Annotated in this window: 22 protein-coding genes; 3 read left to right on the plus strand and 19 right to left on the minus strand. The window is 57.9% G+C overall.

Features of this window, described 5'->3' with window-relative positions:
- Positions 1-3: 3 nt before the first annotated feature.
- The 6 genes from SWE17_RS00855 to SWE17_RS00880 all read right to left on the minus strand — a co-directional run bounded on the left by SWE17_RS00855 (position 4) and on the right by SWE17_RS00880 (position 8,205).
- Positions 4-288 carry a hypothetical protein gene (locus tag SWE17_RS00855; protein ID WP_322991245.1) on the minus strand — a complete coding sequence of 95 codons (285 nt, stop codon included), beginning with the start codon at positions 286-288 and terminating at the stop codon, positions 4-6.
- Positions 285-1,595, minus strand: coding sequence for a DsbA family protein (locus tag SWE17_RS00860; RefSeq protein WP_322991246.1), 1,311 nt, complete (start codon positions 1,593-1,595; stop codon positions 285-287). Before SWE17_RS00860 ends, SWE17_RS00855 begins: the two co-directional genes overlap by 4 nt.
- A gap of 440 nt (positions 1,596-2,035) precedes the next feature.
- On the minus strand, positions 2,036-4,075 hold the full coding sequence (locus SWE17_RS00865; protein ID WP_322991247.1) for a M3 family metallopeptidase: 2,040 nt from the start codon (positions 4,073-4,075) through the stop codon (positions 2,036-2,038).
- A gap of 37 nt (positions 4,076-4,112) precedes the next feature.
- A complete protein-coding gene (gene folD, locus SWE17_RS00870) occupies positions 4,113-4,964 on the minus strand; it encodes a bifunctional methylenetetrahydrofolate dehydrogenase/methenyltetrahydrofolate cyclohydrolase FolD (RefSeq protein ID WP_322991248.1) in 852 nt (283 codons plus the stop codon).
- 78 nt (positions 4,965-5,042) lie between these two features.
- Entirely contained in the window at positions 5,043-5,669 is a 627-nt protein-coding gene (locus SWE17_RS00875) for a response regulator transcription factor (protein ID WP_322991249.1), read from the minus strand.
- Positions 5,670-5,688: 19 nt separating this feature from the next.
- Complete coding sequence (locus SWE17_RS00880) at positions 5,689-8,205, minus strand: PAS domain S-box protein (RefSeq protein WP_322991250.1); 2,517 nt, start codon at positions 8,203-8,205, stop codon at positions 5,689-5,691.
- 164 nt (positions 8,206-8,369) lie between these two features.
- Here SWE17_RS00880 and aceE point away from each other — a divergent pair, with 164 nt between their 5' ends.
- The 3 genes from aceE to lpdA are packed head-to-tail and all read left to right on the plus strand — an operon-like array spanning position 8,370 to position 14,642.
- Positions 8,370-11,066: a pyruvate dehydrogenase (acetyl-transferring), homodimeric type gene (aceE, locus tag SWE17_RS00885; protein WP_322991251.1), complete on the plus strand. Its 2,697-nt coding sequence runs from the start codon at positions 8,370-8,372 to the stop codon at positions 11,064-11,066.
- A gap of 15 nt (positions 11,067-11,081) precedes the next feature.
- Positions 11,082-12,740 carry a dihydrolipoyllysine-residue acetyltransferase gene (aceF, locus tag SWE17_RS00890; protein WP_322991252.1) on the plus strand — a complete coding sequence of 553 codons (1,659 nt, stop codon included), beginning with the start codon at positions 11,082-11,084 and terminating at the stop codon, positions 12,738-12,740.
- A 57-nt stretch (positions 12,741-12,797) separates the two neighbouring features.
- Positions 12,798-14,642 carry a dihydrolipoyl dehydrogenase gene (gene lpdA, locus SWE17_RS00895; protein ID WP_322991253.1) on the plus strand — a complete coding sequence of 615 codons (1,845 nt, stop codon included), beginning with the start codon at positions 12,798-12,800 and terminating at the stop codon, positions 14,640-14,642.
- A gap of 106 nt (positions 14,643-14,748) precedes the next feature.
- Here the strand turns inward: lpdA and SWE17_RS00900 are convergent, their stop codons facing one another.
- The 13 genes from SWE17_RS00900 to tmk all read right to left on the minus strand — a co-directional run bounded on the left by SWE17_RS00900 (position 14,749) and on the right by tmk (position 26,496).
- A complete protein-coding gene (locus SWE17_RS00900) occupies positions 14,749-15,531 on the minus strand; it encodes a class II aldolase/adducin family protein (RefSeq protein WP_322991254.1) in 783 nt (260 codons plus the stop codon).
- Positions 15,532-15,672: 141 nt separating this feature from the next.
- On the minus strand, positions 15,673-16,566 hold the full coding sequence (locus SWE17_RS00905) for a hypothetical protein (protein ID WP_322991255.1): 894 nt from the start codon (positions 16,564-16,566) through the stop codon (positions 15,673-15,675).
- 79 nt (positions 16,567-16,645) lie between these two features.
- Positions 16,646-17,242 (minus strand): 3'-5' exonuclease, encoded by a 597-nt coding sequence (locus SWE17_RS00910; RefSeq protein ID WP_322991256.1) that lies wholly within the window; start codon positions 17,240-17,242, stop codon positions 16,646-16,648.
- An 18-nt stretch (positions 17,243-17,260) separates the two neighbouring features.
- Positions 17,261-18,934 carry an FAD-dependent oxidoreductase gene (locus SWE17_RS00915; RefSeq protein ID WP_322991257.1) on the minus strand — a complete coding sequence of 558 codons (1,674 nt, stop codon included), beginning with the start codon at positions 18,932-18,934 and terminating at the stop codon, positions 17,261-17,263.
- A 36-nt stretch (positions 18,935-18,970) separates the two neighbouring features.
- Complete coding sequence (locus SWE17_RS00920; RefSeq protein WP_322991258.1) at positions 18,971-19,828, minus strand: dioxygenase; 858 nt, start codon at positions 19,826-19,828, stop codon at positions 18,971-18,973.
- Positions 19,829-19,840: 12 nt separating this feature from the next.
- Positions 19,841-20,710 carry a fumarylacetoacetate hydrolase family protein gene (locus SWE17_RS00925; RefSeq protein WP_322991259.1) on the minus strand — a complete coding sequence of 290 codons (870 nt, stop codon included), beginning with the start codon at positions 20,708-20,710 and terminating at the stop codon, positions 19,841-19,843.
- Between the two features lie 38 nt (positions 20,711-20,748).
- On the minus strand, positions 20,749-21,702 hold the full coding sequence (locus SWE17_RS00930) for a tripartite tricarboxylate transporter substrate binding protein (RefSeq protein ID WP_322991260.1): 954 nt from the start codon (positions 21,700-21,702) through the stop codon (positions 20,749-20,751).
- A gap of 63 nt (positions 21,703-21,765) precedes the next feature.
- The gene (gene ylqF, locus SWE17_RS00935) at positions 21,766-22,704 is read right to left on the minus strand and encodes a ribosome biogenesis GTPase YlqF (protein ID WP_322991261.1); all 939 of its coding nucleotides are present in this window, start codon (positions 22,702-22,704) and stop codon (positions 21,766-21,768) included.
- Positions 22,705-22,839: 135 nt separating this feature from the next.
- On the minus strand, positions 22,840-23,121 hold the full coding sequence (locus SWE17_RS00940) for an HU family DNA-binding protein (RefSeq protein WP_322991262.1): 282 nt from the start codon (positions 23,119-23,121) through the stop codon (positions 22,840-22,842).
- Between the two features lie 205 nt (positions 23,122-23,326).
- The gene (locus SWE17_RS00945; RefSeq protein WP_322991263.1) at positions 23,327-24,037 is read right to left on the minus strand and encodes an ankyrin repeat domain-containing protein; all 711 of its coding nucleotides are present in this window, start codon (positions 24,035-24,037) and stop codon (positions 23,327-23,329) included.
- Positions 24,038-24,043: 6 nt separating this feature from the next.
- A complete protein-coding gene (locus SWE17_RS00950) occupies positions 24,044-24,850 on the minus strand; it encodes a TatD family hydrolase (RefSeq protein ID WP_322991264.1) in 807 nt (268 codons plus the stop codon).
- A gap of 3 nt (positions 24,851-24,853) precedes the next feature.
- On the minus strand, positions 24,854-25,858 hold the full coding sequence (locus SWE17_RS00955) for a DNA polymerase III subunit delta' (protein ID WP_322991265.1): 1,005 nt from the start codon (positions 25,856-25,858) through the stop codon (positions 24,854-24,856).
- A complete protein-coding gene (tmk, locus tag SWE17_RS00960) occupies positions 25,855-26,496 on the minus strand; it encodes a dTMP kinase (RefSeq protein WP_322991266.1) in 642 nt (213 codons plus the stop codon). Before tmk ends, SWE17_RS00955 begins: the two co-directional genes overlap by 4 nt.
- Positions 26,497-26,535: the final 39 nt, after the last annotated feature.

Here is a 26,535-nt window from a genome sequence, read left to right on the forward strand (position 1 = left end):
GTGTCAAGCCGCGCGGTCTGATTTGGCTTTTTCATCGGCCAAGGGTTTCCAATGGAGCAAGCCAAAGAGCAGCGTGAGCAGAACGCTGACCGCCAAAGGGCCTTTGTACAGACGCACATGTTTCGACATCAGCAGCAGCTCACCCATATGTAGAACCAACAGCACCAACGCCACGGTGGTGACACGGTCAAATGAGCCCTCAGGCACCAGGCCGGCGAGTTTGGCCAAAGCCAGCGCATAGGCCAGCAAACAAAGTGCTCGTAATAGGTAGTTGATCGCGAGTTTCATGAGGTCGAGTCCTGAGAAGAAAAGGAGGCGTTTTGAAGGAGTGCCTGCTGGATGGCCCACAGTCTGTCTTGTCCCCAGACGGCGGTATCAGCGACACGAAAAGAGGGGACGCCCCACAAGCCCAATCCGAGCATTTCGGCACGGTTGGCTTCGGCGATTTGGCGCCATGTTTCATCTTGCAGTGCTTTTTGAACATCTGTCCAGGACAGGTTGGCCCGCTCAGCGATGAGCCTGAGGCCTCGGTCACTGCCTGCATCGATGCCTTCGGCCCAAACCCCGCGCAAGAACGAGAGGACATATGCCTGTCCCTGACCCGATCGCTCGGCCAAGGGCATCAGCGCCAAACCTCGTTCGACAGGGCGACCCACAGGGTCGTTAATCCGGCCATAAGCGGCACCACGAAGATGCGCCTCCCGTGCCGCATCCAAGCTGATGTACCGACGTTTTTCGCTGGGCACTGGCAAACCCCGCATCACCATAGGCAACACATAACGCAGGTGAACAGGCGCGCCGGTCAAGCGTCCGAGTTTGAACACCCGCTCGGCGACGATGGCTGAGTAGGGGCTGCGCAAGGAAAAAAAGAAATCAATCGGCGCAGGGTGGGACAAGTCCACAGGTTTTGCGAGATCCGCGTCCAATGGAAAAAGGAATCCTGATACGCCTGGCCGCTGCGCACCAACGTCCTGCAACCGCTGCTCCAGGTGGTGTAGTCGGTCGATGCCCCAATACCATTCGCCGGCGTAATAAAGCGTTGCGCCCAAGTAGTGGCCCAAACGTTGCCGCATGGCGTTGGCGTCGGCCAGATGTGCCACTGTTTGGCTTGGGCTGGCTTCGGGCCATGCCGCTTCATGCTGCCCAAGGGTGTCTTGCGCGACGGTGTTTTGCCAAAGTGAAGCCGACAAGGCTTCAGCCGCCTCAACAAAACGGCCTTGCTCTGCGGCCGCCACCAGTCTTCGGGTAACACGCTCTTGTACCTGATGGGCTGGCTGCTCACCTGGGTCGGTGAAGTTCAGACCGTGGCGATGGGCCAGACGCTGAGCGTCTACGCGACTGTAGGCCACCAAACGCCCGCGGTCGGGGGCGGCCGATTCAGAGGGTGGACCGACCACATGCGCGCTCAGCACGATGTCGTAGCGCGCAAGCAAAGCGCTCAAACGAGAAGCAAAAAGTGCGCTGTAGGGGTCATCGACCTGATGGAAGTAGTAGAGACGGTGTGGCTCACCTTGTGCTCGACGCAACCGCTCAGCTTTCGCTCGGGCTTTGAGCAGGCGATCCCGCGACATCAAATGCGCAGAAACAATGGGCATCAACAGGCTTTTGATCGACATTGGATACCCCATGATTTTTGGAGAAAAATGCGCACACCAGAGCCTATTCCTATAAGTGAACGCCGAGTTTTCTGAGGATCGACATGGCGCTTATTGGGTTCAGACTGTGGCCCCAGCCATCACCTGTCCGGTGGTCCAGATCGTGCGACATTTCGTCATGGCATGGTCGCTTTCAGTTTGGAGACGGTCGGGCGAATCTTGAGTTCAAGAAGACAACGAGTGACTATGAATTAAATGACACTATAACTGCCATTACTCAATAGCGTCAACACATTGGCTACCGTTTGAGACTGGGGTTTTCGAGCATGCGCAGCAATACTCACCCAGTCACTTTGAGGTGACAAGATCCCATTTGTACTGAGTTGACTGGCACGCAAGATGACGCGTGCAGTCTATAGCGTGCTCGCTGAAGCTCTTGGTCAGTTCACCACCATGCCTTGGTGGCGCAGCAAAGCGTCGAGGCTCGGCTCCCGCCCACGGAAGGCTTTGAACGACTCCAGTGCCGGGCGGCTGCCACCCGCTTCCAAAATGGCTTGGCGGTAAAGGCGACCCGTTTCCACGCTGGGTGTGCCGTCGTCTGCCGCAGTTTCTTCAAATGCGGCATAAGCATCGGCGCTCAGCACCTCGGCCCATTTGTAGCTGTAATAACCAGCCGCGTAACCGCCTGCAAAGATGTGGCTGAAAGTGTGGGCCATGCGGTTGAATGCTGGGGGGCGCATTACGGCCACCTCGTCGCGCACCTGCTGCAACAGCGGCATGAAGTCTTGCGCCGGGTCGTGTTCTGAATGCACCAGCATGTCGAACAGCGAAAACTCGATTTGGCGCAGGGTTTGCAGACCGCTTTGGAAGTTTTTGGCGGCCAACATCTTGTCAAACAGCGCACGGGGCAGGGGTTCGCCGGTTTCCACATGGGCGGTCATGTGGCGCAGCACCGACCATTCCCAGCAGAAGTTTTCCATGAACTGGCTGGGCAGCTCAACCGCGTCCCATTCCACACCGCTGATGCCCGAAACATCGCGCTCGTTCACTTGCGTGAGCATGTGGTGCAGACCGTGGCCAAACTCATGGAAGAGGGTGATGACGTCGTCGTGTGTGAGCAAGGCGGGCTGACCGTTCACGCCTTCGGCGAAGTTGCACACGAGGTGAGCCACAGGCGTTTGCAGCACGCCCGTGTCGGGGCGCTGCCAGCGGCCGCGCACATCGTCCATCCAAGCGCCGCCGCGCTTGCCCGCGCGGGCTGGTGGGTCGAGGTAGAACTGACCGACCAATTGGCCGTTGCGCTCGATGCGGTAAAAGCCTACGGCCGGGTGCCACACGGGCGCTTGGTCGGCGCGGATGCTCACTTCAAACAGGGTTTCGATGATTTTGAACAGCCCGGCCAGCACTTTGGGCGCGGTGAAGTACTGCTTGACCTCTTGTTCGCTGAAGCTGTAGCGGGCTTCTTTGAGTTTTTCGCTTAGGTAGGGCACGTCCCAGGCATTGAGCGGCCCGGACAGGCCCAGTTCTTTGGCTGCAAACTCGCGCAAATCTGCCAGGTCTTTTTCTGCGAAGGGGCGGGCTTTGGCTGCCAAGTCGCGCAAAAAGGTGGTGACTTTTTCGGGCGACTCGGCCATTTTGGGCACGACCGACACTTGAGCGTAGTTGTCAAAACCCAAGAGGCGGGCTTCTTCCTGGCGCAGCGCCAGAATTTCCTGCATCAAGGGGGTGTTGTCGAAATGCTTGGCGTCTTCGGGAGCTTGGTCCGAGGCGCGGGTCACATAGGCTTTGTAGAGCTGCTCGCGCAGTGCGCCGCTGTCGGCAAATTGCATCACCGGCAAGTACACGGGCATCTTGAGCGACAAGCGGTGGCCTTCTTTGCCTTCCTTTTGGGCTGCGTCACGAGTGGCTTGAACCACATCGGCAGGCACACCTTTCAACTCGTCTTCGCTCACGTACAGCGCAAACTTATCGGTCGCGTCGAGTGTGTTTTCGCTGAACTTTTGCGTGATCTCGGCCAGCCGTTCCTGGATGGCGGCGTAGCGTTCTTTGGCCGAGCCTTGCAACTCGGCACCGCCCAAGACAAAACCCCGCAGGGCGTTTTTGCGGGCTTGGGTTTGCTCGGCATTCAGGCTGGCTGCGTCAATCGCTTTGTATTTGGCATACAGGCGTTCGTCGCTGCCCAAGCGTGTCCAGAACTCGGTCACACGGGGCAAGGCGGCGTTGTAGGCAGCACGCAACTCGGGTGTGTCGGCCACGCTGTTGAGGTGTGAGACCGCGCCCCAGGCCATGCCCAGTTTTTCGGTGATCACGTCCAGGGTCTGGGCGATGGCTTTCCAGTCGGACGGAAAGTCGGCGGCGGTCACGGTGTCCAAGGCTTTTTCGGCAGCGGCCAGCAATTCGTCCATGGCGGGGGCCACATGCTCGGGGGCAATGCGGTCAAACAAGGGCAGGCCAGAGGTGTCGAGCAAGGGGTTGTTCATGGGCGTTCCAAAAAATCGGTTCAATCAATACTTTGTATCACTTGGCGGCGCGTTCGGCAGCTTCAAGGGTATTGACCAGCAGCATGGTGATGGTCATGGGGCCCACGCCACCGGGCACGGGGGTGATGTGGCTGGCGACTTGTTTCACGCCGTCAAAGTCCACGTCGCCACACAGTTTGCCTTCGTCGTTGCGGTTCATGCCTACGTCGAGCACGACTGCGCCAGGTTTGACCATGTCGGCGGTCAGCACGTTGCGCTTGCCCACAGCGGCCACGATCACATCGGCTTGCAAGGTCAAGGCTTTGAGGTTTTGGGTGCGCGAATGCGCCACCGTGACGGTGGCGTCTTTTTGCAGCAGCATCAGTGCCATGGGTTTGCCCACAATGTTGCTGCGGCCAATGACCACCGCGTGTTTTCCGCGCAGGTCGTAGCCGATGCTCTCCAACATTTTCATGCAGCCGTAAGGCGTGCAAGGCCAAAAGCCGGGCATGCCTGTCATCAAGGCCCCTGCACTGGCGATGTGAAAGCCGTCCACGTCCTTGGCCGGGCTGATGGCTTCGATCACCTTTTGCGCGTCGATGTGCGAAGGCAGGGGCAATTGCACCAAGATCCCGTGGATGGCCGGGTCCTTGTTGAGGGCTTCCACGCGCGCTAGCAAGTCCGACTCGGACATGGTCACTTCGTACTTCTCCAGCACCGAGTGAAGACCGCTGTCTTCGCACGCCTTGACCTTGTTGCGCACATAAACCTGGCTGGCCGGGTTGTCGCCCACCAGCACCACGGCCAAGCCGGGTGTCACGCCTTGGGCCTTGAGCGCTTGTGCGCGGACGGCAACTTCGGTGCGCAGTTGTTTGGAGAGGACATTGCCGTCGATGAGTTGTGCGGTCATGTGTGAAAAACCAAAAAATTCAGTGAATAAATGCAAAACGCCCGACAGGTGCGGGCGTTTTAGTTGTGAGGATTCGAATCAGGCCTTGGGTGCGTTTTGCCCCAGCGCGATCTTGAGCAGGTCGGCCACCGTGTTGGCATTGAGCTTTTCCATGATGTTGGCGCGGTGCGCTTCGACCGTCTTGATGCTGATGCCCAAATCGTCGGCGATTTGCTTGTTCAGGCGTCCAGCGACGATTCGCTCGAGCACCTGGGCTTCGCGGCCTGTCAGTTTGGACAGAAGGGCATCACGGCTGGCGGCACTTTGGTATTCGGCAAAGGCGTCACGGGCCTCGTCCAGCATGCGCTCGACCAGACTCAATAACTCTTCTTCCTTAAAGGGCTTTTGGATGAAATCCATCGCACCTTTTTTCATGGTGTTCACGGCCATCGGTACATCGCCGTGACCTGTGATGAAGACAATGGGCAAAGGTGATTTGCGCTCAATCAGCCGGTCCTGCAACTCCAAGCCAGTCATGCCACCCATGCGGATATCGGCAATCAGGCAAGCGACCTCGCGGGGGTCGTAACGGCTGATGAAAGACTCTGCGCTGTCAAAGCAACGCACCCGGTAATCCTTGCCTTCGAGCAACCACTGCAGGGAGTCACGCACCGCTTCGTCATCGTCCACGACATAGACAGTGCCTTTTTTGGGAATCAAGCTCATTCATTTACCCCGTGGGTTGTTATGTGGTCAAAGTGGCTTCGACCGGAATCCAGAAGGAGAACCTGCAACCGGTCACCCCGCCGGCATTGTAGAGGTTCTCAGAAACAATCCGGCCTTGGTGTGATTCGATGATGCTGCGGCACAAATTCAGGCCAATCCCCATCCCCTCGACCTTGGTCGAGAAAAAAGCCTCGTAAACCCGTTCGATGGCCTCGGGGGGTAAGCCTGTTCCCGTGTCGGTGACGGAAAACTCCACGACCGACTGGTTTTCGATGGTTTTGGGTACGATGCGGAGTTCTACTTGGCGTTGCTCAGGTGGACGATTGGCGTTGTCAATCGACTCAGCGGCATTTTTCATCAAGTTGATCAGGACCTGTTCAATCAAGATGGGATCCACCAACAATTGCGGGAGGCGGGCCGCAATGTGGTGCGTCAAACGCACTTGACGTCGTCGCATTTCGATTTCAGCCAATTCGAGTGCTTCGCTCACCATGGCGGACACGTCGGACAGGGTACGGTTGGGCTCGCTGCGTTTGACGAAGCTCCGGATGCGCAAAATGATTTGTCCGGCCCTTTGCGCTTGGCGCGCGGTTTTGTCCAATGCCGAAAGCAAATCCGCCTCATTGACTTGTTTCGATTGGATACGGGTAATCATGCCGCTGCAGTAATTGCTGATGGCCGTCAGGGGTTGGTTCAGCTCGTGCGCCACACTGGAGGCCATCTCGCCCATGGTGATCAGACGGCTGGCGTTTTGAGCGCGTTCTGCCTGCTGGGCAGAGAGTTCTTCCGCCTGACGGCGGGGCGTGATGTCGCTGGCAATGACCATTTGGGCCAAACGACCATCTGCCCAATTGATGTACCGCGAACGCACTTCCAACCATTTGCCCAAATCAGTGATGAAGATTTCCGAGTTTTCGGACCGCGCCACAGTGATGCTGTCGATGGGCAAACCCGCCATTTCATCAACATCGTCCAAAGCGGAGGACTTTTCAGAGCTTTCGCTGGCGCCAGCTTGCTGAACCAAACGAAGATGGCCCTCGGTGTCTTGCCCGAACCACAATCGGTACAGCTTGTTGGCGAACAAAAGCTCTTTGCTGCCCAAGGGAGCAACAGATACCGAGGCATCGAGGGCCTCCAAAACGATGGTGAAGCGTTCATGCGAGCCGGCCAATTGCTCCCGGATGCGGTTGGGCTCTGTGATGTCGGTCATCGAGGTCATCCAGCCGGTTTGCTTGCCTAAGGCATCGATCAAAGGGGACACATACATCCGCGCATCGAACAGCTGTCCGTTTTTGCGTTTCACCCGAACCTGAAAGCCTCCAGCCGAATGTTGACCACTGATTTCTTCTTCGAGGCGTCGCATCAACAGTTCACGGTCCTGGTCTGGCCAATAAGGAAAGGGGGCGACAGCGCCCACCAAATCCGACTCGCTCCAGCCGGTCATTTGACAGAACGCCGGATTGACATAGGTGATTCGACCGCGCAAATCGAGGGCCCGCATGCCCGTTAGCATCGAGTTTTCCATGGCACGACGGAAGTTGGTTTCTGCGACGAGTGCTTTTTGAGCCTGGATGCGCCGACGGGTGTGGCGCCAATTCCCAATCAGCATCCACGCGGTCATCACGCTCAGCACACTGACCAGCCAAAACAAACCACTGCCGACCAAGCCTTGAGAAGTTCTCCAGGCTTGGGCACGCAAAATCAAATCATTGCCAACAGGAGAAACCGGGACTTCATAGTCGTTGTTGGGTTTGTCACTGCCAGGCAACATCCGCCACAAGGCAATGCGCTCAGGAATGGTTTGGCCGGCCAAAAGTTGACCTTTGCCATCTTGCAATGCCACCGCATATTTCGCCAAAACCTCGGTCGGAACGCCGTAGCGCAGCAAGCCTTCCATGGTGTACTCGGCCAAGATCACACCATTGAAACGCCCCTGGTCATTGCTCAGCGGAATGTGTAACTGGAGTACTGACAGCTGTGCGTCTCTGTCCGATTCAACGTAGAACTGCCCGTAAATGGGCTGCATCAGGTCTCTTGCCAGGCTGAAATGGGCTTCTGTTTCATCCACCTTCAGAACAGTACCGGCTTTCATCGGGTGATTGGATGACAAGCTCGACACATTTTGGCTGGCGATGATGCGTCGGCGTTCATCGATCCAAGTCAGTGACAAAAACTCAGGGTACTGCTGCACCAAAGCTTCAGCACGCAACATGAATTGATCTGAGCGAATTTCCTTGTTGGATACATCTCGCCCTAAGCGCATCACCTGTTCTTGCCGCTCCAACAACCGAAGGCGCAGTCTTTGTTGGGCGTATTCCACATCCCGTTTGATGGCTTCTTGTTCGCGCTCCAGCTCTTCGACGCGCAGATACCAAAATGCGGTAGCGATGGCCGCTAAAAAAAGCACCACTGCGGCAACTGGGGCCAAGTTGGCGTATCTGTCTTGTCTGTTGGGCGATTGGCGGTGCCACCATGAGCGCCACCAAGCCCATGGCCCAACTTTCGTCACGACCGATGCTGCTTTGTTCAATTCCATCCTGAGAGTTTAGGTGAGTCGGTACAACCTTTATTCATGTGCAACTACCCCATGGATATTTTTCATAATTTCACAATACAAAATCAATGCGCATAATTTGAAATAAACAAAAATTTATGTGAAAATTCAAGCATCATTGAGCCATAACATCAGAAGGAGACAACATGACAGCGGCAACACCTCAGCAACCGGGCCGAGACACAGACACGCAAGAAACCCGCGAATGGATGGACGCCCTGTCCGCCGTGATCGAAAAAGCGGGCCCCGAACGTGCTCACTTTTTGCTTGAAGAACTTCTTGAAGAGGCTCGTCAACACAGCATAGACATGCCGTTTTCGGCCAATACCGGCTACGTGAACACCATTGAGCCTGATCAAGAAGCCCATTGCCCAGGCAATATCGAAATTGAAGAGCGCCTTCGCGCCTACATGCGCTGGAACGCCATGGCCATGGTGGTCAAAGCCAACCGCCACAACCCTGCGGACGGCGGTGACCTGGGTGGTCACATCGGCTCTTTCGCATCCTTAGCCCACATGTTTGGCGCAGGCTTCAACCATTTCTGGCACGCTGAAAACGAAAACCACGGCGGCGACTGCTTGTATATCCAAGGTCACGTCTCTCCCGGCGTCTATGCCCGCGCTTATCTTGAAGGCCGTTTGTCAGAAGAGCAGTTGCTCAACTTCCGTCAAGAGGTCGATGGCAATGGTTTGTCCAGCTACCCGCACCCCAAACTCATGCCTGAGTTCTGGCAGTTCCCCACCGTGTCGATGGGCCTTGGCCCATTGATGGCCATCTACCAAGCCCGATTCTTGAAGTATTTGCATGCACGTGGCATTGCCAACACCGAAAACCGCAAGGTCTGGGTGTTCTGCGGCGACGGTGAGATGGACGAAGTGGAATCCTTGGGAGCGATCGGTTTGGCTGCTCGCGAAAAACTCGACAACTTGATCTTCGTGGTCAACTGCAACTTACAGCGCTTGGACGGCCCAGTTCGCGGCAACGGCAAGATCGTGCAAGAGCTCGAAGGTGAATTCCGCGGCTCTGGCTGGAACGTCATCAAGCTCTTGTGGGGCAGCGAATGGGACAAGCTTTTGGCCCGTGACAAAGACGGCGCATTGCGCAAGATCATGATGGACACCTTAGACGGTGACTACCAGGCGTTCAAGGCCAACGATGGCGCGTATGTGCGCAAGCATTTCTTCGGACGTGACCCTCGCACGCTGGAAATGGTCGCCCACATGAGCGACGACGAGATTTGGAACCTCAAACGTGGCGGTCATGACCCACAAAAAGTATTCGCGGCTTATGACGCTGCGGTCAAACACAAAGACCAACCCACCGTATTGCTGATCAAGACCGTCAAAGGCTTTGGCATGGGCAAAGCGGGCGAGGGCAAGAACAACGTCCACCAGACCAAAAAGCTGACCGACGAAGACATCCGCTACATGCGTGACCGTTTCAACATCCCGGTCTCTGACAGCGAATTGGCCAATGTGCCGTTCTACAAGCCTGCAGATGACACTCCAGAAATGCGATACCTGCACGAGCGCCGCAAGGCCTTGGGCGGCTACCTGCCACACCGCCGCACCAAAGCCGAAGAAAGCTTCACGGTGCCAGCGTTGGAGATCTTCAAAACTGTGATGGAGCCCACAGCGGAAGGCCGCGAAATCTCAACGACCCAAGCCTATGTGCGCTTTTTGACGCAGCTGCTGCGCGACCAAGCCCTGGGCCCACGCGTGGTGCCTATTCTGGTGGACGAGGCCCGTACCTTTGGTATGGAAGGCTTGTTCCGTCAAATCGGAATTTACAACCCCGCAGGTCAGCAGTACACCCCGGTCGACAAAGACCAGGTCATGTACTACAAGGAAGACAAAGCTGGTCAAATCTTGCAAGAAGGCATCAACGAAGCGGGCGGCATGTCCAGCTGGATCGCTGCCGCCACCAGCTACAGCACATCCAACCGGATCATGATCCCGTTCTATGTGTATTACTCGATGTTCGGCTTCCAGCGGATTGGCGACTTGGCATGGGCTGCGGGTGATATGCAAGCACGCGGCTTCTTGCTCGGCGGCACATCGGGCCGCACCACGCTAAACGGCGAAGGCTTGCAGCACGAAGACGGTCACAGCCACATCATGGCCAACACCATCCCCAACTGCGTGTCTTATGACCCCACCTTCGCACACGAAGTCGGCGTCATCCTGCACCACGGTTTGAAGCGCATGGTCGAGAAGCAAGACAACGTCTTCTATTACTTGACCTTGCTGAACGAAAACTACGCCATGCCCGGCCTCACACCCGGCACCGAAGAGCAGATCATCAAAGGCATGTATTTGTGCAAGCCCGGTGCTGCGGGTGACAAGCGTGTGCAATTACTGGGATCGGGCACCATCCTGCGGGAATCCATTGCCGCGCAAACCCTGCTGGCGACCGACTGGGGCATTCAGGCCGACGTGTGGAGCTGCCCAAGCTTCAACGAGCTGACCCGTGACGGTCAAGACGCCGAGCGCCACAACATGCTGCACCCAATGCAAACACCTCGCGTGTCTTTCGTGGGTCAACAACTGGCCAAGCACAACGGCCCCGTGGTCGCATCGACCGATTACATGAAGGCCTATGCCGAGCAGATCCGTCCGTTTATTCCGAAAGGCCGCACCTACAAAGTACTGGGCACCGACGGTTTTGGCCGCTCTGACTTCCGAAGCAAGTTGCGCGAGCACTTCGAGGTCAATCGCCACTACATCGTGATTGCGGCCCTCAAGGCGCTGAGCGAAGACGGCGCAGTGCCCGCAACGCAAGTGGCTGAAGCGATCAAAAAGTACGGCATCAACACCGACAAGATCAACCCGCTGTACGCATAAATCCGGGAGACACACATGGCATTGGTAGAAGTACAAGTCCCGGACATCGGGGATTTTGATGAAGTGACCGTCATTGAATTGATGGTCAAAGTGGGCGACACCGTGAAAGCCGAGCAGTCGCTGATCACCGTGGAGTCCGACAAAGCCTCGATGGAAATCCCGTCGAGCACGGCGGGCGTCGTCAAAGAAATGCGCGTCGCTTTGGGCGACAAGGTCAAGCAAGGCTCCATCGTGCTGGTGGTCGAAGCCGCTGGCGCAGTGACTGCGACGGCTGCTGTTCCGGCTGTGACCGCTGCAGCGCCTGTTGCGGCTGCCACAGTGGCTGCTGTTGCCGCTGCACCTGCTGCATCGGGCCCCGTGCAAGTGCATGTGCCGGACATTGGCGATTTCAAAGACGTGGCCGTCATCGAAGTCATGGTCAAGCCCGGCGACACCATCAAGCTCGAGCAATCGCTGATCACTGTTGAGTCTGACAAAGCGGCAATGGAAATCCCGTCGTCAGCGGCTGGCGTTCTGAAAGAGCTCAAAGTCAAAGTAGGCGACACGGTCAACATCGGTGACCTGCTGGCCATATTGGAAGGCACCGTCTCTGCTACTGCTGCGCCTGTGGCAGCAGTTGCTCCTGCCCCCGTAGCGGCTTTGGCTGTAGTCTCGGCACCCGCTGTCGCGCCAACCCCTGTGGCTGGAGCTGCCGCTGCCGTGGCAGCGCCTGCCCATGCACCCGGTGGCACCACGGTGGGCTTGCCCCACGCATCGCCCTCCGTACGCAAGTTCGCCCGCGAACTGGGTGTGCCTTTGGACGAAGTCAAAGGCAATGGACCCAAAGGCCGCATCACTGCTGACGACGTGCAAGCCTTCACCAAGGCCGTCATGTCGGGTGCTGCACAAACCAAAGCGCAGGCTGCCAAAGCCCCTGCAGCTTCGGGCGGTGGCGGTTCCGAGCTCGGCCTGATCCCTTGGCCCAAGGTCGACTTCGCCAAGTTCGGCCCCATCGAGCGCAAAGAGATGGGCCGCATCAAGAAGATCAGCGGTGCCAATTTGCTCCGCAACGCCATCATGATCCCGGCGGTCACCAACCACGACGACGCCGACATCACCGACCTCGAAGCCTTCCGCGTCTCCACCAACAAAGAGAACGAAAAGTCGGGCGTCAAAGTCACGATGCTCGCGTTCTTGATCAAGGCTTGTGTGGCCGCGCTCAAGAAATACCCCGAGTTCAACAGTTCGTTGGATGGCGATGCCATCGTCTACAAAAACTACTGGCACATCGGCTTTGCCGCTGACACGCCCAATGGTTTGATGGTTCCGGTCATCCGCGATTGCGACAAAAAAGGCGTGCTTCAAATCAGCCAAGAAATGGGTGAGCTGGCCAAGAAAGCCCGCGACGGCAAACTTGGGCCCGCAGAAATGACAGGCGCTACTTTCACCATCTCCAGCCTCGGCGGCATTGGTGGCAAGTACTTCACGCCCATCATCAACGCACCCGAAGTGGCCATCTTGGGTGTGTGCAAGAGCACCATGGAACCCGTTTGGGATGGCAAGCAGTTTGTGCCTCGCCTGATGCTGCCCCTGAGCTTGACGTGGGACCACCGCGTCATCGACGGCGCCGCAGCGGCACGCTTCAACGCGTTCCTGGGACAAATCCTCAGCGACTTCCGTCGCGTATTACTTTGAACTTTGGGGGCGGACCAAAGCGCAGCTTTGCTCGGACCCCAACTGATTGAGAACGATATGGCACTGATTGATATTCAAGTCCCCGACATTGGTGACTTCGACGAAGTCACGGTAATCGAGTTGATGGTCAAGGTGGGCGACACCGTCAAATCTGACCAAAGCCTGATCACCGTGGAGAGCGACAAAGCCTCCATGGAAATTCCTTGCAGCCACGGTGGTGTGGTGAAGGAACTCAAGGTTAAGTTGGGCGACAAGGTCAAGCAAGGCTCGGTGGTGTTGGTGCTGGAAGGCGAGGGCGCTGCGGCGGCCCCGGCTGCAGCAGCTAACTCCGCAGCGCCTCCTGCCGCAGCACCCGCTGCCTCAGTGGCATCCGCCCCTGCACCCACAGCATCATCCTTCGGCGAGAACTATGCAGGGGTGGTCGACATCGAGTGCGATGTTCTCGTGTTGGGCGGTGGCCCCGGCGGTTACTCAGCCGCGTTCCGTGCGGCGGACCTCGGATTGAGCGTGGTCATCGTGGAGCGCTACGCCACCTTGGGCGGCGTGTGTTTGAACGTGGGTTGCATCCCGTCCAAAGCGCTGTTGCACGTCGCGGCCGTCATGGACGAAGTCAGCCACATGGCCGACCTCGGTGTGGACTTCGGCAAACCCGTCGTCAACATCGACAAGCTGCGCGGCCACAAAGAAAAAGTCATTGGCAAACTCACAGGCGGCTTGGCTGCCATGGCCAAGATGCGCAAGGTCACCACCGTGCGCGGCTTGGGCCAGTTTGTAGGTGCAAACCACCTTGAAGTGTCGGAGACCACGGGCACTGCACAAGAACAAAACGGCAGCAAAAAAGTGATCGCCTTCAAGAAGGCCATCATCGCTGCAGGCTCACAAGCCGTGCGTTTGCCTTTCATGCCCAACGATCCGCGTGTCGTGGATAGTACCGGCGCTTTGGAACTCAAAGAAGTGCCTAAGCGCATGCTCATTTTGGGCGGCGGCATCATCGGCCTGGAAATGGGCACCGTTTACAGCACGCTGGGCGCACGCCTGGACGTGGTGGAAATGATGGACGGCCTCATGCAAGGCGCTGACCGCGACTTGGTCAAAGTCTGGCAAAAGATGAACGCCAAGCGCTTCGACAACATCATGCTCAAGACCAAGACCGTGTCCGCACGCGCCTTGCCCGAAGGCATTGAAGTCACGTTCGAGAGCGCCGAACCCGGCGGCACAGCCCCCGCGCCACAGGTGTACGACCTCGTGTTGCAAGCCGTAGGCCGCACACCCAATGGCAAAAAACTCGCCGCTGAAAAAGCAGGCGTGGCGGTGACCGACCGTGGCTTCATCAACGTCGACATTCAAATGCGCACCAACGTGCCGCACATCTTCGCCATTGGCGACATCGTGGGCCAGCCCATGTTGGCGCACAAGGCGGTGCACGAAGCACATGTGGCGGCCGAAGTCATTGCGGGCGAACTGCAAGGCAACAAAGAGCTGGCTGCCGCTGCGTTCAACGCACGCGTCATCCCCAGCGTGGCCTACACCGACCCCGAAGTGGCATGGGTGGGCTTGACCGAAGACCAAGCCAAAGCGCAAGGCATCAAGGTGAAAAAGGGCTTGTTCCCTTGGACCGCCTCGGGCCGCGCCATTGCTAACGGCCGCGACGAAGGCGTGACCAAACTGCTGTTTGACGATTCACCCGAGGCCCACGGCCACGGCAAGATCTTGGGTGGCGGCATGGTGGGCACGCATGCGGGCGACATGATTGGCGAGATCGCACTGGCCATCGAGATGGGCGCAGATGCCGTAGACATCGGCAAAACCATCCACCCCCACCCCACGCTGGGCGAAAGCATCGGCATGGCGGCAGAAGTGGCGCACGGGAGCTGCACGGACTTGCCGCCTAGCAAGAAGTAAAAGCTTCGCGCTAGCAATAAAGAAGCCGCCAACCTGAAAGGGTTGGCGGCTTTTTCACATCAGGCCTTAAATGCAGGGCTGCCGAGTTCAGCGGCTGATTATTGAATCAGTCGGCATAACCCGGATTGACCCGGTCGATCACCCGCATCATAGCTTCAAAAAACAGGCGCTCCCGTTCGTTTCGGGGGTGGCGGTCCAAGGGGCTGGGGTTTTTGATGCGCTGCATGACGGATTCAGTCAGCACGCTCAGGGGTTGGCCAGTGCCCATGGCCAGCACTTGGGTGCGGCAGGCTTTTTCGAGTTTGTAAAGCCGGCGGTAGGCTTGGGCCACGGTATCGCCAACTGTCATCACGCCATGGTTTTTCATGAAAAGGACGGTTTTGCCGCCGCTCATGAGCTGCGACAAGCGCTCACCTTCCAACAAATCAGCGGCCAGCCCGGTGTAGTGGTCATCGTAGGCGATGGTGCCATCAAAGAACGCGGCGGTCTGGGTGGCGGGCAGCAAACGGTTGGCTTTGAGCATGTTCAAGGCCAAGGCCCATGGCTGGTGGGTGTGCAGCACCACTTTGGCCCCAGTCAGTCGGTGCACCGGGGCGTGAATGGATTGCGCTGACAACTCCACTAGGCCTTCGCCCTCCAGGGTTTCACCCGCTTCGTTGAAAACCATCATGGTGCTGGCGCGGGCTTCAGACCAGTGCACACCAAAGGGGGAGATCAGGTATTGGTCCTCACGCCCCGGCACGACCACGGTGAAGTGGTTGTCGATGCCTTCGTCAAAGTCGTGCAACACCGCCAAACGCAAAGCGGCGGCCAAGTGCACCTTGGCTTGCCAAACTGGGTCGTCTTGGGTGTGCGCTTGAGTTTGTGTGGGGGTGGAGGTGGACGACATGGATGATCTTTCGCTGGGTGAATTACCCAGAACTCTATGTTCGCAAGAGCGTCCAATGTGTCACTTGTGCAGCAAAAGGACCCTTGCAGTTCTTTTTAATTTTGCGCCGTTGCATCAGCAAGGCAAGGATTGACCTATGTATCAGTGCACCCCGAGGTAACACCCCTCTGCGGACTCAACGTCATCACCTTCCTCGCTGCACAGCGCGGCGATCAAGGCTTGGTCCACCACCTGACCGGGTAGCAACAGCTCTTCATTCGTCCAGCGCTTGACCAAGTGGCCATTGGCCACGCCGCCGGTGTGTGGGGTTTGGTAGGCGCGACGGTGTTGCATGGTCACGCCGCTGTTGGCATTGGCAATGAAGCGGCTTTCGCCCAAGGCCCACGGTTCAAAGTAGGCATTGGCAGCGGCGTCCACCTGTCGGAAGTAACTGCGTGCGCCTTCGGCGTTGAGCTTCTTTCGAACGGTGCGGGTGATGAGGCCTTGCAAGTGCTCAAGCGCTTCATAGTTCATCTGGCTGATGGTGGCGTGGCTCATGTCAATCCCGGCCAGCGCAGGCGAAGCGGCCAACTCGGCGGGCAGCACTTGCACCATGGCTTTGACCACATCGCGGTGCGGAGCTACTGCGGTGGCCACGCCGCGTGTTTGCGGTTGAATGGGGCAGCGAATTTCGACAAAGCGCGGCTTCACGGGGCCGGTGCAGCCGTCGTGGTGGTAATACTCGCCTTGGCTCAGCCGCCCTTTGCTGGAGCGACCGCGCACATCACGGTAGGTGGGGTGTTGGGTGTGCGAATTCAGGCAGACCACCAAGCCTGTGGCATCGACCAGCCTGTAAAAAGCTTCGCGCCATTCGGGCAACAGCAGTTTGTCGTGCAGGTAGTCGGAGGGCCCTGCGTCTTCACTTCCGACCTCACCCTCAATCACTAACACAAAGGGTTTGGGTCTGCGCACGCGCCACAGGGCGTTGGCAAATTCCAGCTCCGAACTTGAGGTGACAGCGTGTGAAGCGGCACTGTGGCCTGTGAGATCAGACATGGGAAGGATTCAGTGGTCGGTAAGACTCAGACTGCGAGCGGAATGTGAACGCCATTTTAGGGCTTGGCGTAGCGAGGACTCAGGCCAGATTCAGTGCTTGCCAAACTCGAATGGCGGCATAAGCGTCGTTGGCGGCGTAGATCAGCTGAGCTTCACTGAGGCGTTCATTGGCCCAGTTGCTGGTAGCCGCTTTTTTGGATTTGATGAAGCGCTGGTTGAACAGCACGGCCACCGCGCCTTTGACGCCCATGTCTTTGCGGTAGCCGCGTTGGTGAAACACGGTGTTGAGTTCCAGAATGCCTTGGGGCTCTATGTCCAGTTTGTGGATGATGCGTTTGCGGTCATCGCCCAAACCAAACCCGGCTTTCACAATGCCTGGGTGAGCAAGCAGCGCAGCTGATACGGCCCGGCAATCCGGATCGTGCAGCTGAAAAACCCAAGCCCGTTCGGCAGTAGACAGTTGCAGCACATGGGGCCCATCGGACTGTTCACCGACTTTGAAGGTGGGTTTGGACTCGGTGTCAAAGCCCCAAGCTGGGGTTTGCATCAGTTGCGCTTGCGCTTGTCTCGCCTGGTCGCCAGTGCACACCCAGGTGATTCTGTCCAAGCCCAAACGCTCAAATGGCGGGAGGAGGGCGATGGCGTCTTTGTCGGGCGTGGGCAGGCGAGCGTTCATGTTGGGGCATTCGTGGTGTCAGGCACGAACTGTAGCGCCTCCCCCGAGCACTTGGGCCAGCACTGCAGGTGCCTGCTTTGTGTCGTGGCCACGCCAGGCCACGATTTGGTCCGGGCGGATCAAGGCCATGGGTGCTTCGTAGAGTGACAAAATTTCACTGCTGGGCTGGTGAACGACGCGCAAATCCACGTCCATAGAGGAAGCGGCGTTTTCGAAGGCGGAGGTGTCGACCGGCTCTGGGCCCAACACCAGCAAGGTCCATTCTCTATGGAAAGTGTCAAAGAGCGAACGGCCATCGGGCAGCCACGCATGAGGCGGCCTGCCGCCCGGTGTGGCGCAGGGCGTGTAGCTGTTGGGGGCATCGGGTGGTGCGGTGGTGCCGTCGCCCACGATGACGGGGCTGCCGTCGTAGCGTCCACCAAAAGTCACCCCTGGGATGTTGAATTCGCGCCGCACATGGCCGTTGAGGTAGTCCGATGCGACGGTCCGGGCTGCCTCACCTTCAGGGCTCTTGTCTTCGAGTTCGGGAACGGCTTCAAAGAGGCCAATCGAGTCGGCAAACTGGCGGGCATAGCCGGTGTTGCGCACGGCCAGCGCATGGCGCTCGTGCTGGTAGCTGTCCAGCAATGCGGCTGGTGCTTGGCCTTTGAGCACGCTGGCCAACTTCCAGCTCAGGTTGACGGCATCTTCGACCGCCGTGTTGTAACCCAGGCCCCCGGTGGGGGTGAACAGGTGCGCCGCATCACCGCCCAGAAAGACACGGCCTTTCTGGAAGGACTCCGCGACCAGCGCATGGCCAGCCATCCAGGTGGCCATGGAGAGGATGTCGATGTCGATGTTTTGACCAAAGGCCTTGGCAAACCAATGCCTCGCGTCGTCCTCAGTCAGCGCCTCGGTGGCCGCGTCATCGGCCATCTGGATGTGAAAAGCAAATTCGCTCACGCCGTCGACCGACATGATGAAGGCACGCAACTCGGGGTTGACCACCACGTACATCCAGGAACGGTCGTTGGGGTTGCGGGCGTAAAACTCGGGCGCCTTGAGGTAGACCGCCAGCATCTTGCCGCCCATGAACTTGCGCTTGAAGCCAGTGGCACCGCCCCAAGCAATGCCCAGCTCGCGGCGCACCATGCTGCGGGCACCGTCTGCACCCACCAGATAAGCGGCTTGGACGTTCAGCTGATCTTCACCGTTGACCGATTGCACCAAGGCTTTGATGCCGTCGCCAGTGTCCTCGAACGATGCAAGTTGCCAGCCGTAGCGCATCTCAACGCTGGCCTGCTGCTGGGCGTGCTGGTGCAAGCAAACCTCTACGTATTTTTGCGACACCCGGTGCGGCAGCTCGGCGGCGCTCCACGAGCCCGACATGGCCTTGATGGCTTGTGGCGCTGCGGCAGCGGTGGGCAGGCGCAGGCGGGCCAGCTCGGTGCCCGCAAAGCGCGTCAGGTAAGCGATGTCGGTGGGGTGGTCGGGCGGCAAGCCCATGCTTCGGATTTCATGCGCGAAGCCCAAACGCCGGAAATGCTCCATGGTGCGTGCTTGGGTGGCGTTGGCCTGCGGGTTGAAAGCGGTGCCGGGCTTAGCATCGACCAGCAGGCAGCGGACGCCGCGCCTGCCCAGCTCGATGGCCAGCATCAGCCCGCAAGGGCCACCGCCTGCGATGAGGACATCGACAGTGAGAGTTGAAGCCATGGGTGTGTTGTGCAGGTGATGGGAAAAGAAATCGCTTCAGTCTTCGCGGGCCAGCCGAATGGGCAGTTCAATCGCCAAATACTGCGCTGGCAGCCCCAGACGTGTGGCGGTGGCCGGGTCAGACTCGCTTTTGAAGTCGCAGACCAGCGAGGCACGCACGCCAAAAACGGCATCCTTGTCGAGCCAAGGGTCTGCCGCGTCAAACACTTCGGTGATCAGGCTTCGGAAACCAGGCGCCTCCACGATGACGTGGTAGTGGGCCGGACGCCAGGCATCGCGGTGCGAGATGCGCAACAACTCGCCCACCGGCCCGTCGGTCGGCACCAGGTAGGGGCGAGGGCGGATGGTGGCCAGCTCAAAACAGCCGTCGGCTTGCACCTTGATCTGGCAGCGCAGGTTGTCTTGTGCTTGGCTGTCGTCCATCTGCCAGTACATCCCGTTGTCAGCGTTTTGCCAAAAGTCGATGGTGGCCTCGGGCAGCGCTTGGCCGTGGATGTCGGTCACGCGGCCACGGATCAGCACCGCTTCACCGGGGTTGTCGCGGATCAGGTTGGCGCCGTTGTCCATCCAGGGTGAGCCCCGGGTGTGGAAGGGGCCGAGCACGCTACCTTCGGTGGCGCCGGGCCTGGCGGCCAGCAAGTCCACCAGAGAGGACAGGCCCAAGACATCGGACATCAAGGTGAACTCGCTGCGCGAGGGGCTGCTTATTTCCGCGGCACGGTGTAAAAAGGCAATTCCCTCGCGCCATTCATCGTGGCTCAGTTGGGTCTCGCTGGCAAAGGCATGCAGGTGGTGCGCCAAGCGGTTGACCAGGTGCCTCAAGCGTTCATCGTCGATGTTCGCAAAGCTGCTTTTGACGGTGTCCGTCAGGTTGTCTCGGGTGATGTTTTTCATGGCGTGACAGCCTCAGACGGCCAGCAGGCCGACTTGGTTGCGCAAAACACCAACGCCTTCAATGTCGATTTCAATCGTATCGCCCGCTTGCATCCACACCGGAGGCTTGCGGGCATAACCCACTCCTGCAGGGGTGCCCATCACGATCACATCACCGGGCTCGAGCGTCATGCAGGCTGACATCATGGCAATCGTGGGCGCCACATGGAACACCATGTCGGTCGTGCTGGCGCTTTGCATCACTTGCCCGTTGAGGCGCGACTCGATGTGCAGGCCCACACATCCTGGCGGCAACTCGTCGGCTGTGACCAGGTGGGGGCCAAAGCCGCCGGTTTGGTCAAAGTTCTTGCCCACGGTCCACTGGGTGGTTTTGCGCTGGTAGTCGCGGAACGTGGCGTCGTTGAAGCAAGCGTAGGCAAATACCGAGTCGAGCGCATCGGCCTCGCTCACGTTGCGTGTGGTCTTGCCGATCACCAAGGCCAGTTCGGCCTCGTAGTCCAGCGATGTGGAAATCGGCGGAATCGGGATGGTGCCGCCATGCGCCAGCAAAGACGATGGGCCACGGAAAAAGATGGTTGGGTAGTCCGCCACTTTGTTACCGCCTTCGGTGGCGTGGTCGTGGTAATTCACGCCCAGGCAAAGGATCTTGCTGGGGCGAGGCACACAGGGCAATAAGCTGACTTGAGCCAATGGCACAGCTTGCACGTTGGCAGCACGTTGGACGATGCTGGCCATGAGTGCCGAGTTGCCGCTGGCCAAGGCAAAAAAGTCGTTGATGCTGTCTGGGGCGTTGTCCATGCACAGGCGCATGTCGACCACGCCTTGGTCTTGCAGCACACCGTATCGGGTGGCGTTGTCGTGGGTGTAGCTGATGAGTTTCATGGAGGCTTTCGACGGGATAGATGCTTAGGGAAGTGGTTTTAATCCACCTTGGCGCCAGTTTGCTGCACGACCTGACCCCACTTTTTGGCTTCACTGCTGATGTAAGTGTCAAGCGTCGAGCGGTCCATGCGCACGGTCTCGAGCGATTGAGCTGCAAAGCCATCGTTTAACGCCTTGTTTTGCAGGATCTTGTTGATTTCGTTGTTGATACGGTCAAGGACATCTTTGGGTGTGCCGGCCGGGGCCAGCATGGCGAACCAAGTATTGGCTTCAAAGCCTGGGTAGCCCAATTCGGCCACGGTGGGCACATCGGGGAGGGCGCCGCTGCGTTTGTTGCTGGTCACGGCCAAGGCTCGCACTTTGCCCGCTTTGGCCAGTTGAACCACGGGCGGTATGGATGTGGAGCCAACGGGCACTTGTCCGCTGACAACGGCGTTGGCCGCCGAAGCCGGGGCGTGCGGGACGTGCAGGATGTCCACTTTGGCCAAATTGCGGAACAACAATTCAGCCCCAAGATGGGTGGTGGTGCCATTGCCCGAAGAGGCGTAGCTGAGTTTTTCGGAAGGGGCCAGCATCAGCAATTCTTTGAGCGTGTTGGCCCTGACAGAGGGGTGCACATAAATGATGTTGGGTGAAACAGCGGCCATGGCCACACCCGTCAGTTCTTTGCCGACGTCGTAGCCAGCCTTGCTGTAGAGCGAAGGGTTGACCGCGTAAGCCACGCTGTGCATGAGAAAGGTGTAGCCGTCAGGGGCTGAGCGGGCCACTGCCTGCGTGCCGATATTGCCACCTGCGCCGGGGCGGTTTTCTATGACGACAGGCTGGCCCATGGCTTCGGACAAAGGCTGGCCCAGTGCACGCGCGACGATGTCGGTGGAGCTGCCCGGTGGGAATGCCACCACGATTTTGATAGGCTTGTCAGGGTAGGCCGCGTGTGCAGCGCCAAGTGAAAAGACCAGTCCTGCGACGCACCATTTGATCAAAGCTTTCACGGTTTATCTCCTGAGCAGAACATCTGCTGAAAGAATGCTAGAGGAGATGTGTGGCCCGGGGTGTCACTTGTGGGGCTTGTTGCGTTGAGGCTTTTGTGTCTTAGCTGTGGCTTCTTTGCGCAGAGCACGTTCGGCATCAGCCTTTTTACCTTCGGCCAGCCATGCAGCAAATTGGGCTGGCGTTTCGATGGTCACGCGTCCAAGTGCGCCCGATCGAAAGTCATGGATCACGATGTGCGCGGCTTTGGTGGTGTTGACCCTCCCGCCGCTTTGCATCGCACCACGAAGACGGCCAATCGCTTCGAGCAGGGTTTCGTCGGTGTGGCTCACCACGTCGTTGATTTTGTACCGCTCACTCAAGGCTTGTGGGTAGTGAGGGATCAGGTAATTGAGCAATTCCAGCGCAACAACTTCCTCGTCAAATGCGTTCACACCGATCGCGCCGCTGGCAGCCAAGTTGTAGCCGCTTTGCTCGACGATGATGCGTGGCCACAGCACGCCGGGGGTGTCGTACAGATAGAAGTCATCGTCCAAGGCAATGCGTGCCTCCTGTTTGGTCACACCCGCTTCATCACCCGTTTTCGCTGCACGTTTACCTTTGAGTGTGTTGATCAACGTTGATTTGCCCACGTTGGGAATGCCGCAAATGAGCACACGCATGGGTTTAACCATCCCACCGCGATTGGGTGCGAGTTTTCTGCAAGCATCGATCAGTGCTTTGGATGGTTGCGTCATGCTGGTGTCTAGGCCCATGGCGCTGACACCGGGCAGGGCGTTGTAATGGGCCAACCACAGGGCTGTTCGTTCTGAATCTGCGAGGTCTTGCTTGCTCAGAATTTTGAGTGCTGGCTTGCCTTTTATCAATTCGGCCAGCATGGGATTGGCGCTTGAGCCGGGCAATCTGGCGTCCAGCATTTCAATGACCACGTCAATCTCTTTGATTCGCTCCCCAATCGCTTTGCGCGTGAGGTGCATGTGTCCGGGGAACCATTGAATCGCCATAGAGCTGTTGTCAACCGAGAGTCAAAAAACCTATTGTCCTTCACTTCACTTTCGATCCAACCAGCATCCAGTGGATCATGAAAAAAGGCAGCGAGGTGAAACACCCGGCTGCCTTTTGGCTGAAGTGAAAGAAGATTACTTCTTCTTGTTCACAGCGGCTTTGAAAGCGGCGCCAGCAGTAAAGCGGGGCACAGTGGCTGCTGCGATTTTCAGCTTCTCACCAGTGCGTGGGTTCTTACCAACGCGTGCTGCACGCTTGGCAGCTTTGAAGGTACCAAAGCCAATCAGTTGCACGTCTTGTTTTTTTGCAACGGTTTTGGTGATGATGTCCACCAATGCGCTAACGGCACGGCCGGCAGCTGCTTTGGACATGTCTGTTTCTTTGGCCAATGCTTCAATGAGTTCTGCTTTGTTCAAGATTTTTCTCCAAATGAATAGAACGGCGAGATTTTGCCATGCAACCGAAGAGGCTTCCACATATTTCCTCTCATTTTCATCAATTTATTGTTTCACAACACTTTACATAATATACATCGTACGTATTTAAAAACAGAGAAGTATCTTCAAAAAACAAAGAATTCAAATCATCTGATCGATGTGCAGACAGCACATCCGCCTACAACTACTTGCTTGAAGCATTCGATGAATCAGCTGGTGGCTTGGCCATCCTCGCAGCCCGAGCTGCTTGGCGTTGCAAGCCGGTCTCAATCAATTCCCTAGAGTTCTGACGATCCGCACGCACAGCGAAATCTAAAGCCGTCATCCCGACCATGTTTTTAACGTTCAAATCGGCTCCAGCTTGAATCAATAGTTTGACGGACTCAGGACTTCCATACATGGCCGCCATCATCAAGGGCGTTGTTCCGTTGGGAGATTCGGCATCAATGTAAGCGCTGTTCTCCAACAAAAAATCAATGACCTGAGTATGGCCACCCGATGCGGCGTAATGCAATGCAGTCCAACCTGTTTTGTTGACATCTGCGTCGCGTTCAACGAGTTTTTTAACCAAGACCAAATAACCTTTGAGTGCTGCCAACATCAAGGGACTTTCGTCCTTGTCGTTTCGGACCTCCACCTTGGTTTGAGGCCACCCAGCCAATACCTCGGCCACCTTCAAAGATGGCTCCCGCACAGCCAACATCAAACCTGAATGACCCGCAGGATTGACTGTATTGGGATCAAAACCGCGCTGAAGTAAGGACTGAACAGTTCTCACATCATCGAACTGAACCGCTTTAAAGAAGTCTTCGTATGACCCCGCCAATGAAAGAAAAGAAAATGAAGAAAATCCAATAAACACAATGGACTTTTTAAAATTATGAAAGTGATACATGAGAAATTAATCGGCTGTTTTAGAGAACAACTTCAAGAAATTTTGAGTGGTCAGCTCACCAATAGCCTCTGAACTAGTGCCACGCAACTCGCCTAATAGCTTGGCCACCAAGGACACATAAGATGGGTTGTTGAGCTTGCCGCGGTAAGGCACAGGTGCCAAATAGGGGCTGTCGGTCTCGATCAAAAGACGGTCATCGGGCACAAATTTGGCCACTTCACGCAAGTCAGCCGCTGTCTTGAACGTCAAAATGCCCGACAAGGAAATGTAAAAACCAAGGTCCAAGGCCGCTCTGGCCACGGCCTGGCTTTCGGTGAAGCAGTGGAACACGCCACCCGCGCACCCTGGTACACCTGTCTCGCCCTCTTCTTTCAGGATCGCGATCGTGTCATCCGACGCCTGTCGCGTGTGAATGACCAGCGGCAATTGGGTCTGACGCGCCGCCCGGATGTGGGTGCGAAAGCGCTCGCGCTGCCATTCCATGTCGGCGATGGTTCGCCCGCCTTTGCGCTCGTCCATCTGGTAGTAGTCAAGGCCTGTCTCGCCAATGGCCACGACTTTGGGGCGGGCCGCACCGTCGAGCAAATCTTGAAGGCTGGGCTCTTGCACGCCTTCGTTATCAGGGTGAACGCCCACCGTGGCCCACATATTGTCGTAGGCCATGGCCAGGTTATGCACTTCATCAAACTTTTCCATGGTGGTGCAAATGACCATGGCACGGGACACTTGGGCTGCGAGCATCGCATCTTGGATGCTGTCGAGTTGGCTCATCAACTCCGGAAAATTCAGGTGGCAGTGGGAATCGGTGTACATCTTTTAACCCTTTGACAAAAGGGTTTGTTGGGCGTCGGCAGTCAGCGCTTCGAGCATCAGACCGGCATTGAAAGGGTGCTCCGCAGTGCGGGCGAACTGCATCAGGCGCTTGAACCAATCGGTCAACACCGACACTGAGGCGTTGCTCGCGGGCAATTGCTTCGCGTCAAAAAAACGCGGCGCAGCACCCGATTGGCTCAGCACCAAGTCGTGGCAAAGCTTTTGCAAAGCATCGATGGCTTGGGCGGGGCTGAGTTCTGCCAAGTGTCTGGCATCGCCCTGGCGCATGGCGTTGGGCAAATCGGCCCACCAGTCTGGCGATAAACCGGCCTCGGCCTGGCGCAGCACATCGGTCGGTCGGCCACCTGCACTGCGCAACAACGCCTGCGCCACGGGGGCCTGCACGCCCTGCCCGCTCAGCCAAGTCAGGGCTTCATCGGCCTCGGGCCACTTCATGGTGTGGGCCAAACAACGGCTGCGGATCGTGGGCAGCAGCGTATGCGCCGCCTCAGTGGCCAGCACAAAGCGCACGTCGCCAGGCGGCTCTTCCAGCGTCTTGAGCAAGGCGTTGGCCGTGATCGTGTTCATGCGCTCGGCCGGATACACCAACACCGCTTTGCCACGCCCGCGAGCATCAGTGCGTTGAGAAAACTCCACCGCGTCCCGCATCGCATCGACCCGAATCTCTTTGCTGGGTTTGCGGGTTTTTTTGTCGATCTCGTCCTGGGCTTTTTCCGACAAAGGCCAGCCCAGCTCAATCATCACCGTCTCGGGCATCAGCACGGCCAAGTCGGCGTGGGTGTGCACCGCAATGGCGTGACAGCTGGCGCATTCACCACAAGCCCCTTGCGGCGTGGGTTTCTCGCACAACCAGGCCGATGCCAAGGCCAGCGCCAATTCGTATTGGCCCAAACCCGATGGGCCTTGCAGCAGCCAAGCATGTCCCCGCTGGGCCAGCAAGTCGGTAGCCTGTCGGGCAATCCAGGGGGCGTTCAAGACAGCGCTCATGTGCCTGCCCGTTTCAGCCAGTCGTTCACCACACGGCTCACGTCAATGCCCACGGCCTCCTTAGTTTGCGCCGCGTCGATGCGGGCAAACCGGTCTGGCATTTCGGCTTGGCGCTTGGCATAGCCTGCCCGCACAGCCGCAAAAAAGTCAGCGGGTTGAGACTCGAACTTATCGGGAACCCGAGCCGAGGCCAAGCGCTGCGCCGCTATTTGCGGGTCCAAATCAAACCACACGGTCAGCTCGGGTTGGCGCAACCGGCCATCGGGCATGGCCTGCACCATCCGCTCCAGCTCAGCCAACACCTGCCAGTCAAAACCGCGTCCACCGCCCTGGTAAGCAAAGGTGGCATCGGTAAAACGGTCGCACAACACCACATCGCCACGGGCCAAGGCCGGCTCGATCACCTGCACCAGGTGCTCACGGCGAGCCGCGAACATCAACAGCGCTTCGGTCAGCGCGTCCATGGGCTCGTGCAGGACCAGCTCGCGCAGCTTTTCAGACAGCGGTGTGCCACCCGGCTCGCGCGTGAGGACGACCGCCCTGCCCGCATCGCGGAACAACTGGGCCACGCGATCGATGTGGGTGGACTTGCCCGCTCCGTCGATGCCTTCAAAACTGATGAACAAACCGCGTGTCATGGTGTGTGAAATTGGGAAAACCCGATTGTCGCAGGCTCA

This window comes from Limnohabitans sp. (genome assembly GCF_034680285.1).
GTDB lineage: Bacteria > Pseudomonadota > Gammaproteobacteria > Burkholderiales > Burkholderiaceae_C > Limnohabitans_A.

Coding starts and splice junctions, on each gene's coding strand:
- SWE17_RS00920 (WP_322991258.1), bottom strand. CDS start 19,828: ATGAAAAACATCACCCGAGACAACCTGACGGACACCGTCAAAAGCAGC.
- SWE17_RS00925 (WP_322991259.1), bottom strand. CDS start 20,710: ATGAAACTCATCAGCTACACCCACGACAACGCCACCCGATACGGTGTG.
- SWE17_RS00905 (WP_322991255.1), bottom strand. CDS start 16,566: ATGTCTGATCTCACAGGCCACAGTGCCGCTTCACACGCTGTCACCTCA.
- SWE17_RS00950 (WP_322991264.1), bottom strand. CDS start 24,850: ATGTACACCGATTCCCACTGCCACCTGAATTTTCCGGAGTTGATGAGC.
- folD (WP_322991248.1), bottom strand. CDS start 4,964: ATGACCGCACAACTCATCGACGGCAATGTCCTCTCCAAACAACTGCGC.
- lpdA (WP_322991253.1), top strand. CDS start 12,798: ATGGCACTGATTGATATTCAAGTCCCCGACATTGGTGACTTCGACGAA.
- SWE17_RS00865 (WP_322991247.1), bottom strand. CDS start 4,075: ATGAACAACCCCTTGCTCGACACCTCTGGCCTGCCCTTGTTTGACCGC.
- aceE (WP_322991251.1), top strand. CDS start 8,370: ATGACAGCGGCAACACCTCAGCAACCGGGCCGAGACACAGACACGCAA.
- SWE17_RS00955 (WP_322991265.1), bottom strand. CDS start 25,858: ATGAGCGCTGTCTTGAACGCCCCCTGGATTGCCCGACAGGCTACCGAC.
- ylqF (WP_322991261.1), bottom strand. CDS start 22,704: ATGGCGATTCAATGGTTCCCCGGACACATGCACCTCACGCGCAAAGCG.
- SWE17_RS00860 (WP_322991246.1), bottom strand. CDS start 1,595: ATGCCCATTGTTTCTGCGCATTTGATGTCGCGGGATCGCCTGCTCAAA.
- SWE17_RS00880 (WP_322991250.1), bottom strand. CDS start 8,205: ATGGAATTGAACAAAGCAGCATCGGTCGTGACGAAAGTTGGGCCATGG.
- SWE17_RS00855 (WP_322991245.1), bottom strand. CDS start 288: ATGAAACTCGCGATCAACTACCTATTACGAGCACTTTGTTTGCTGGCC.
- aceF (WP_322991252.1), top strand. CDS start 11,082: ATGGCATTGGTAGAAGTACAAGTCCCGGACATCGGGGATTTTGATGAA.
- tmk (WP_322991266.1), bottom strand. CDS start 26,496: ATGACACGCGGTTTGTTCATCAGTTTTGAAGGCATCGACGGAGCGGGC.
- SWE17_RS00910 (WP_322991256.1), bottom strand. CDS start 17,242: ATGAACGCTCGCCTGCCCACGCCCGACAAAGACGCCATCGCCCTCCTC.
- SWE17_RS00945 (WP_322991263.1), bottom strand. CDS start 24,037: ATGTATCACTTTCATAATTTTAAAAAGTCCATTGTGTTTATTGGATTT.
- SWE17_RS00900 (WP_322991254.1), bottom strand. CDS start 15,531: ATGTCGTCCACCTCCACCCCCACACAAACTCAAGCGCACACCCAAGAC.
- SWE17_RS00875 (WP_322991249.1), bottom strand. CDS start 5,669: ATGAGCTTGATTCCCAAAAAAGGCACTGTCTATGTCGTGGACGATGAC.
- SWE17_RS00915 (WP_322991257.1), bottom strand. CDS start 18,934: ATGGCTTCAACTCTCACTGTCGATGTCCTCATCGCAGGCGGTGGCCCT.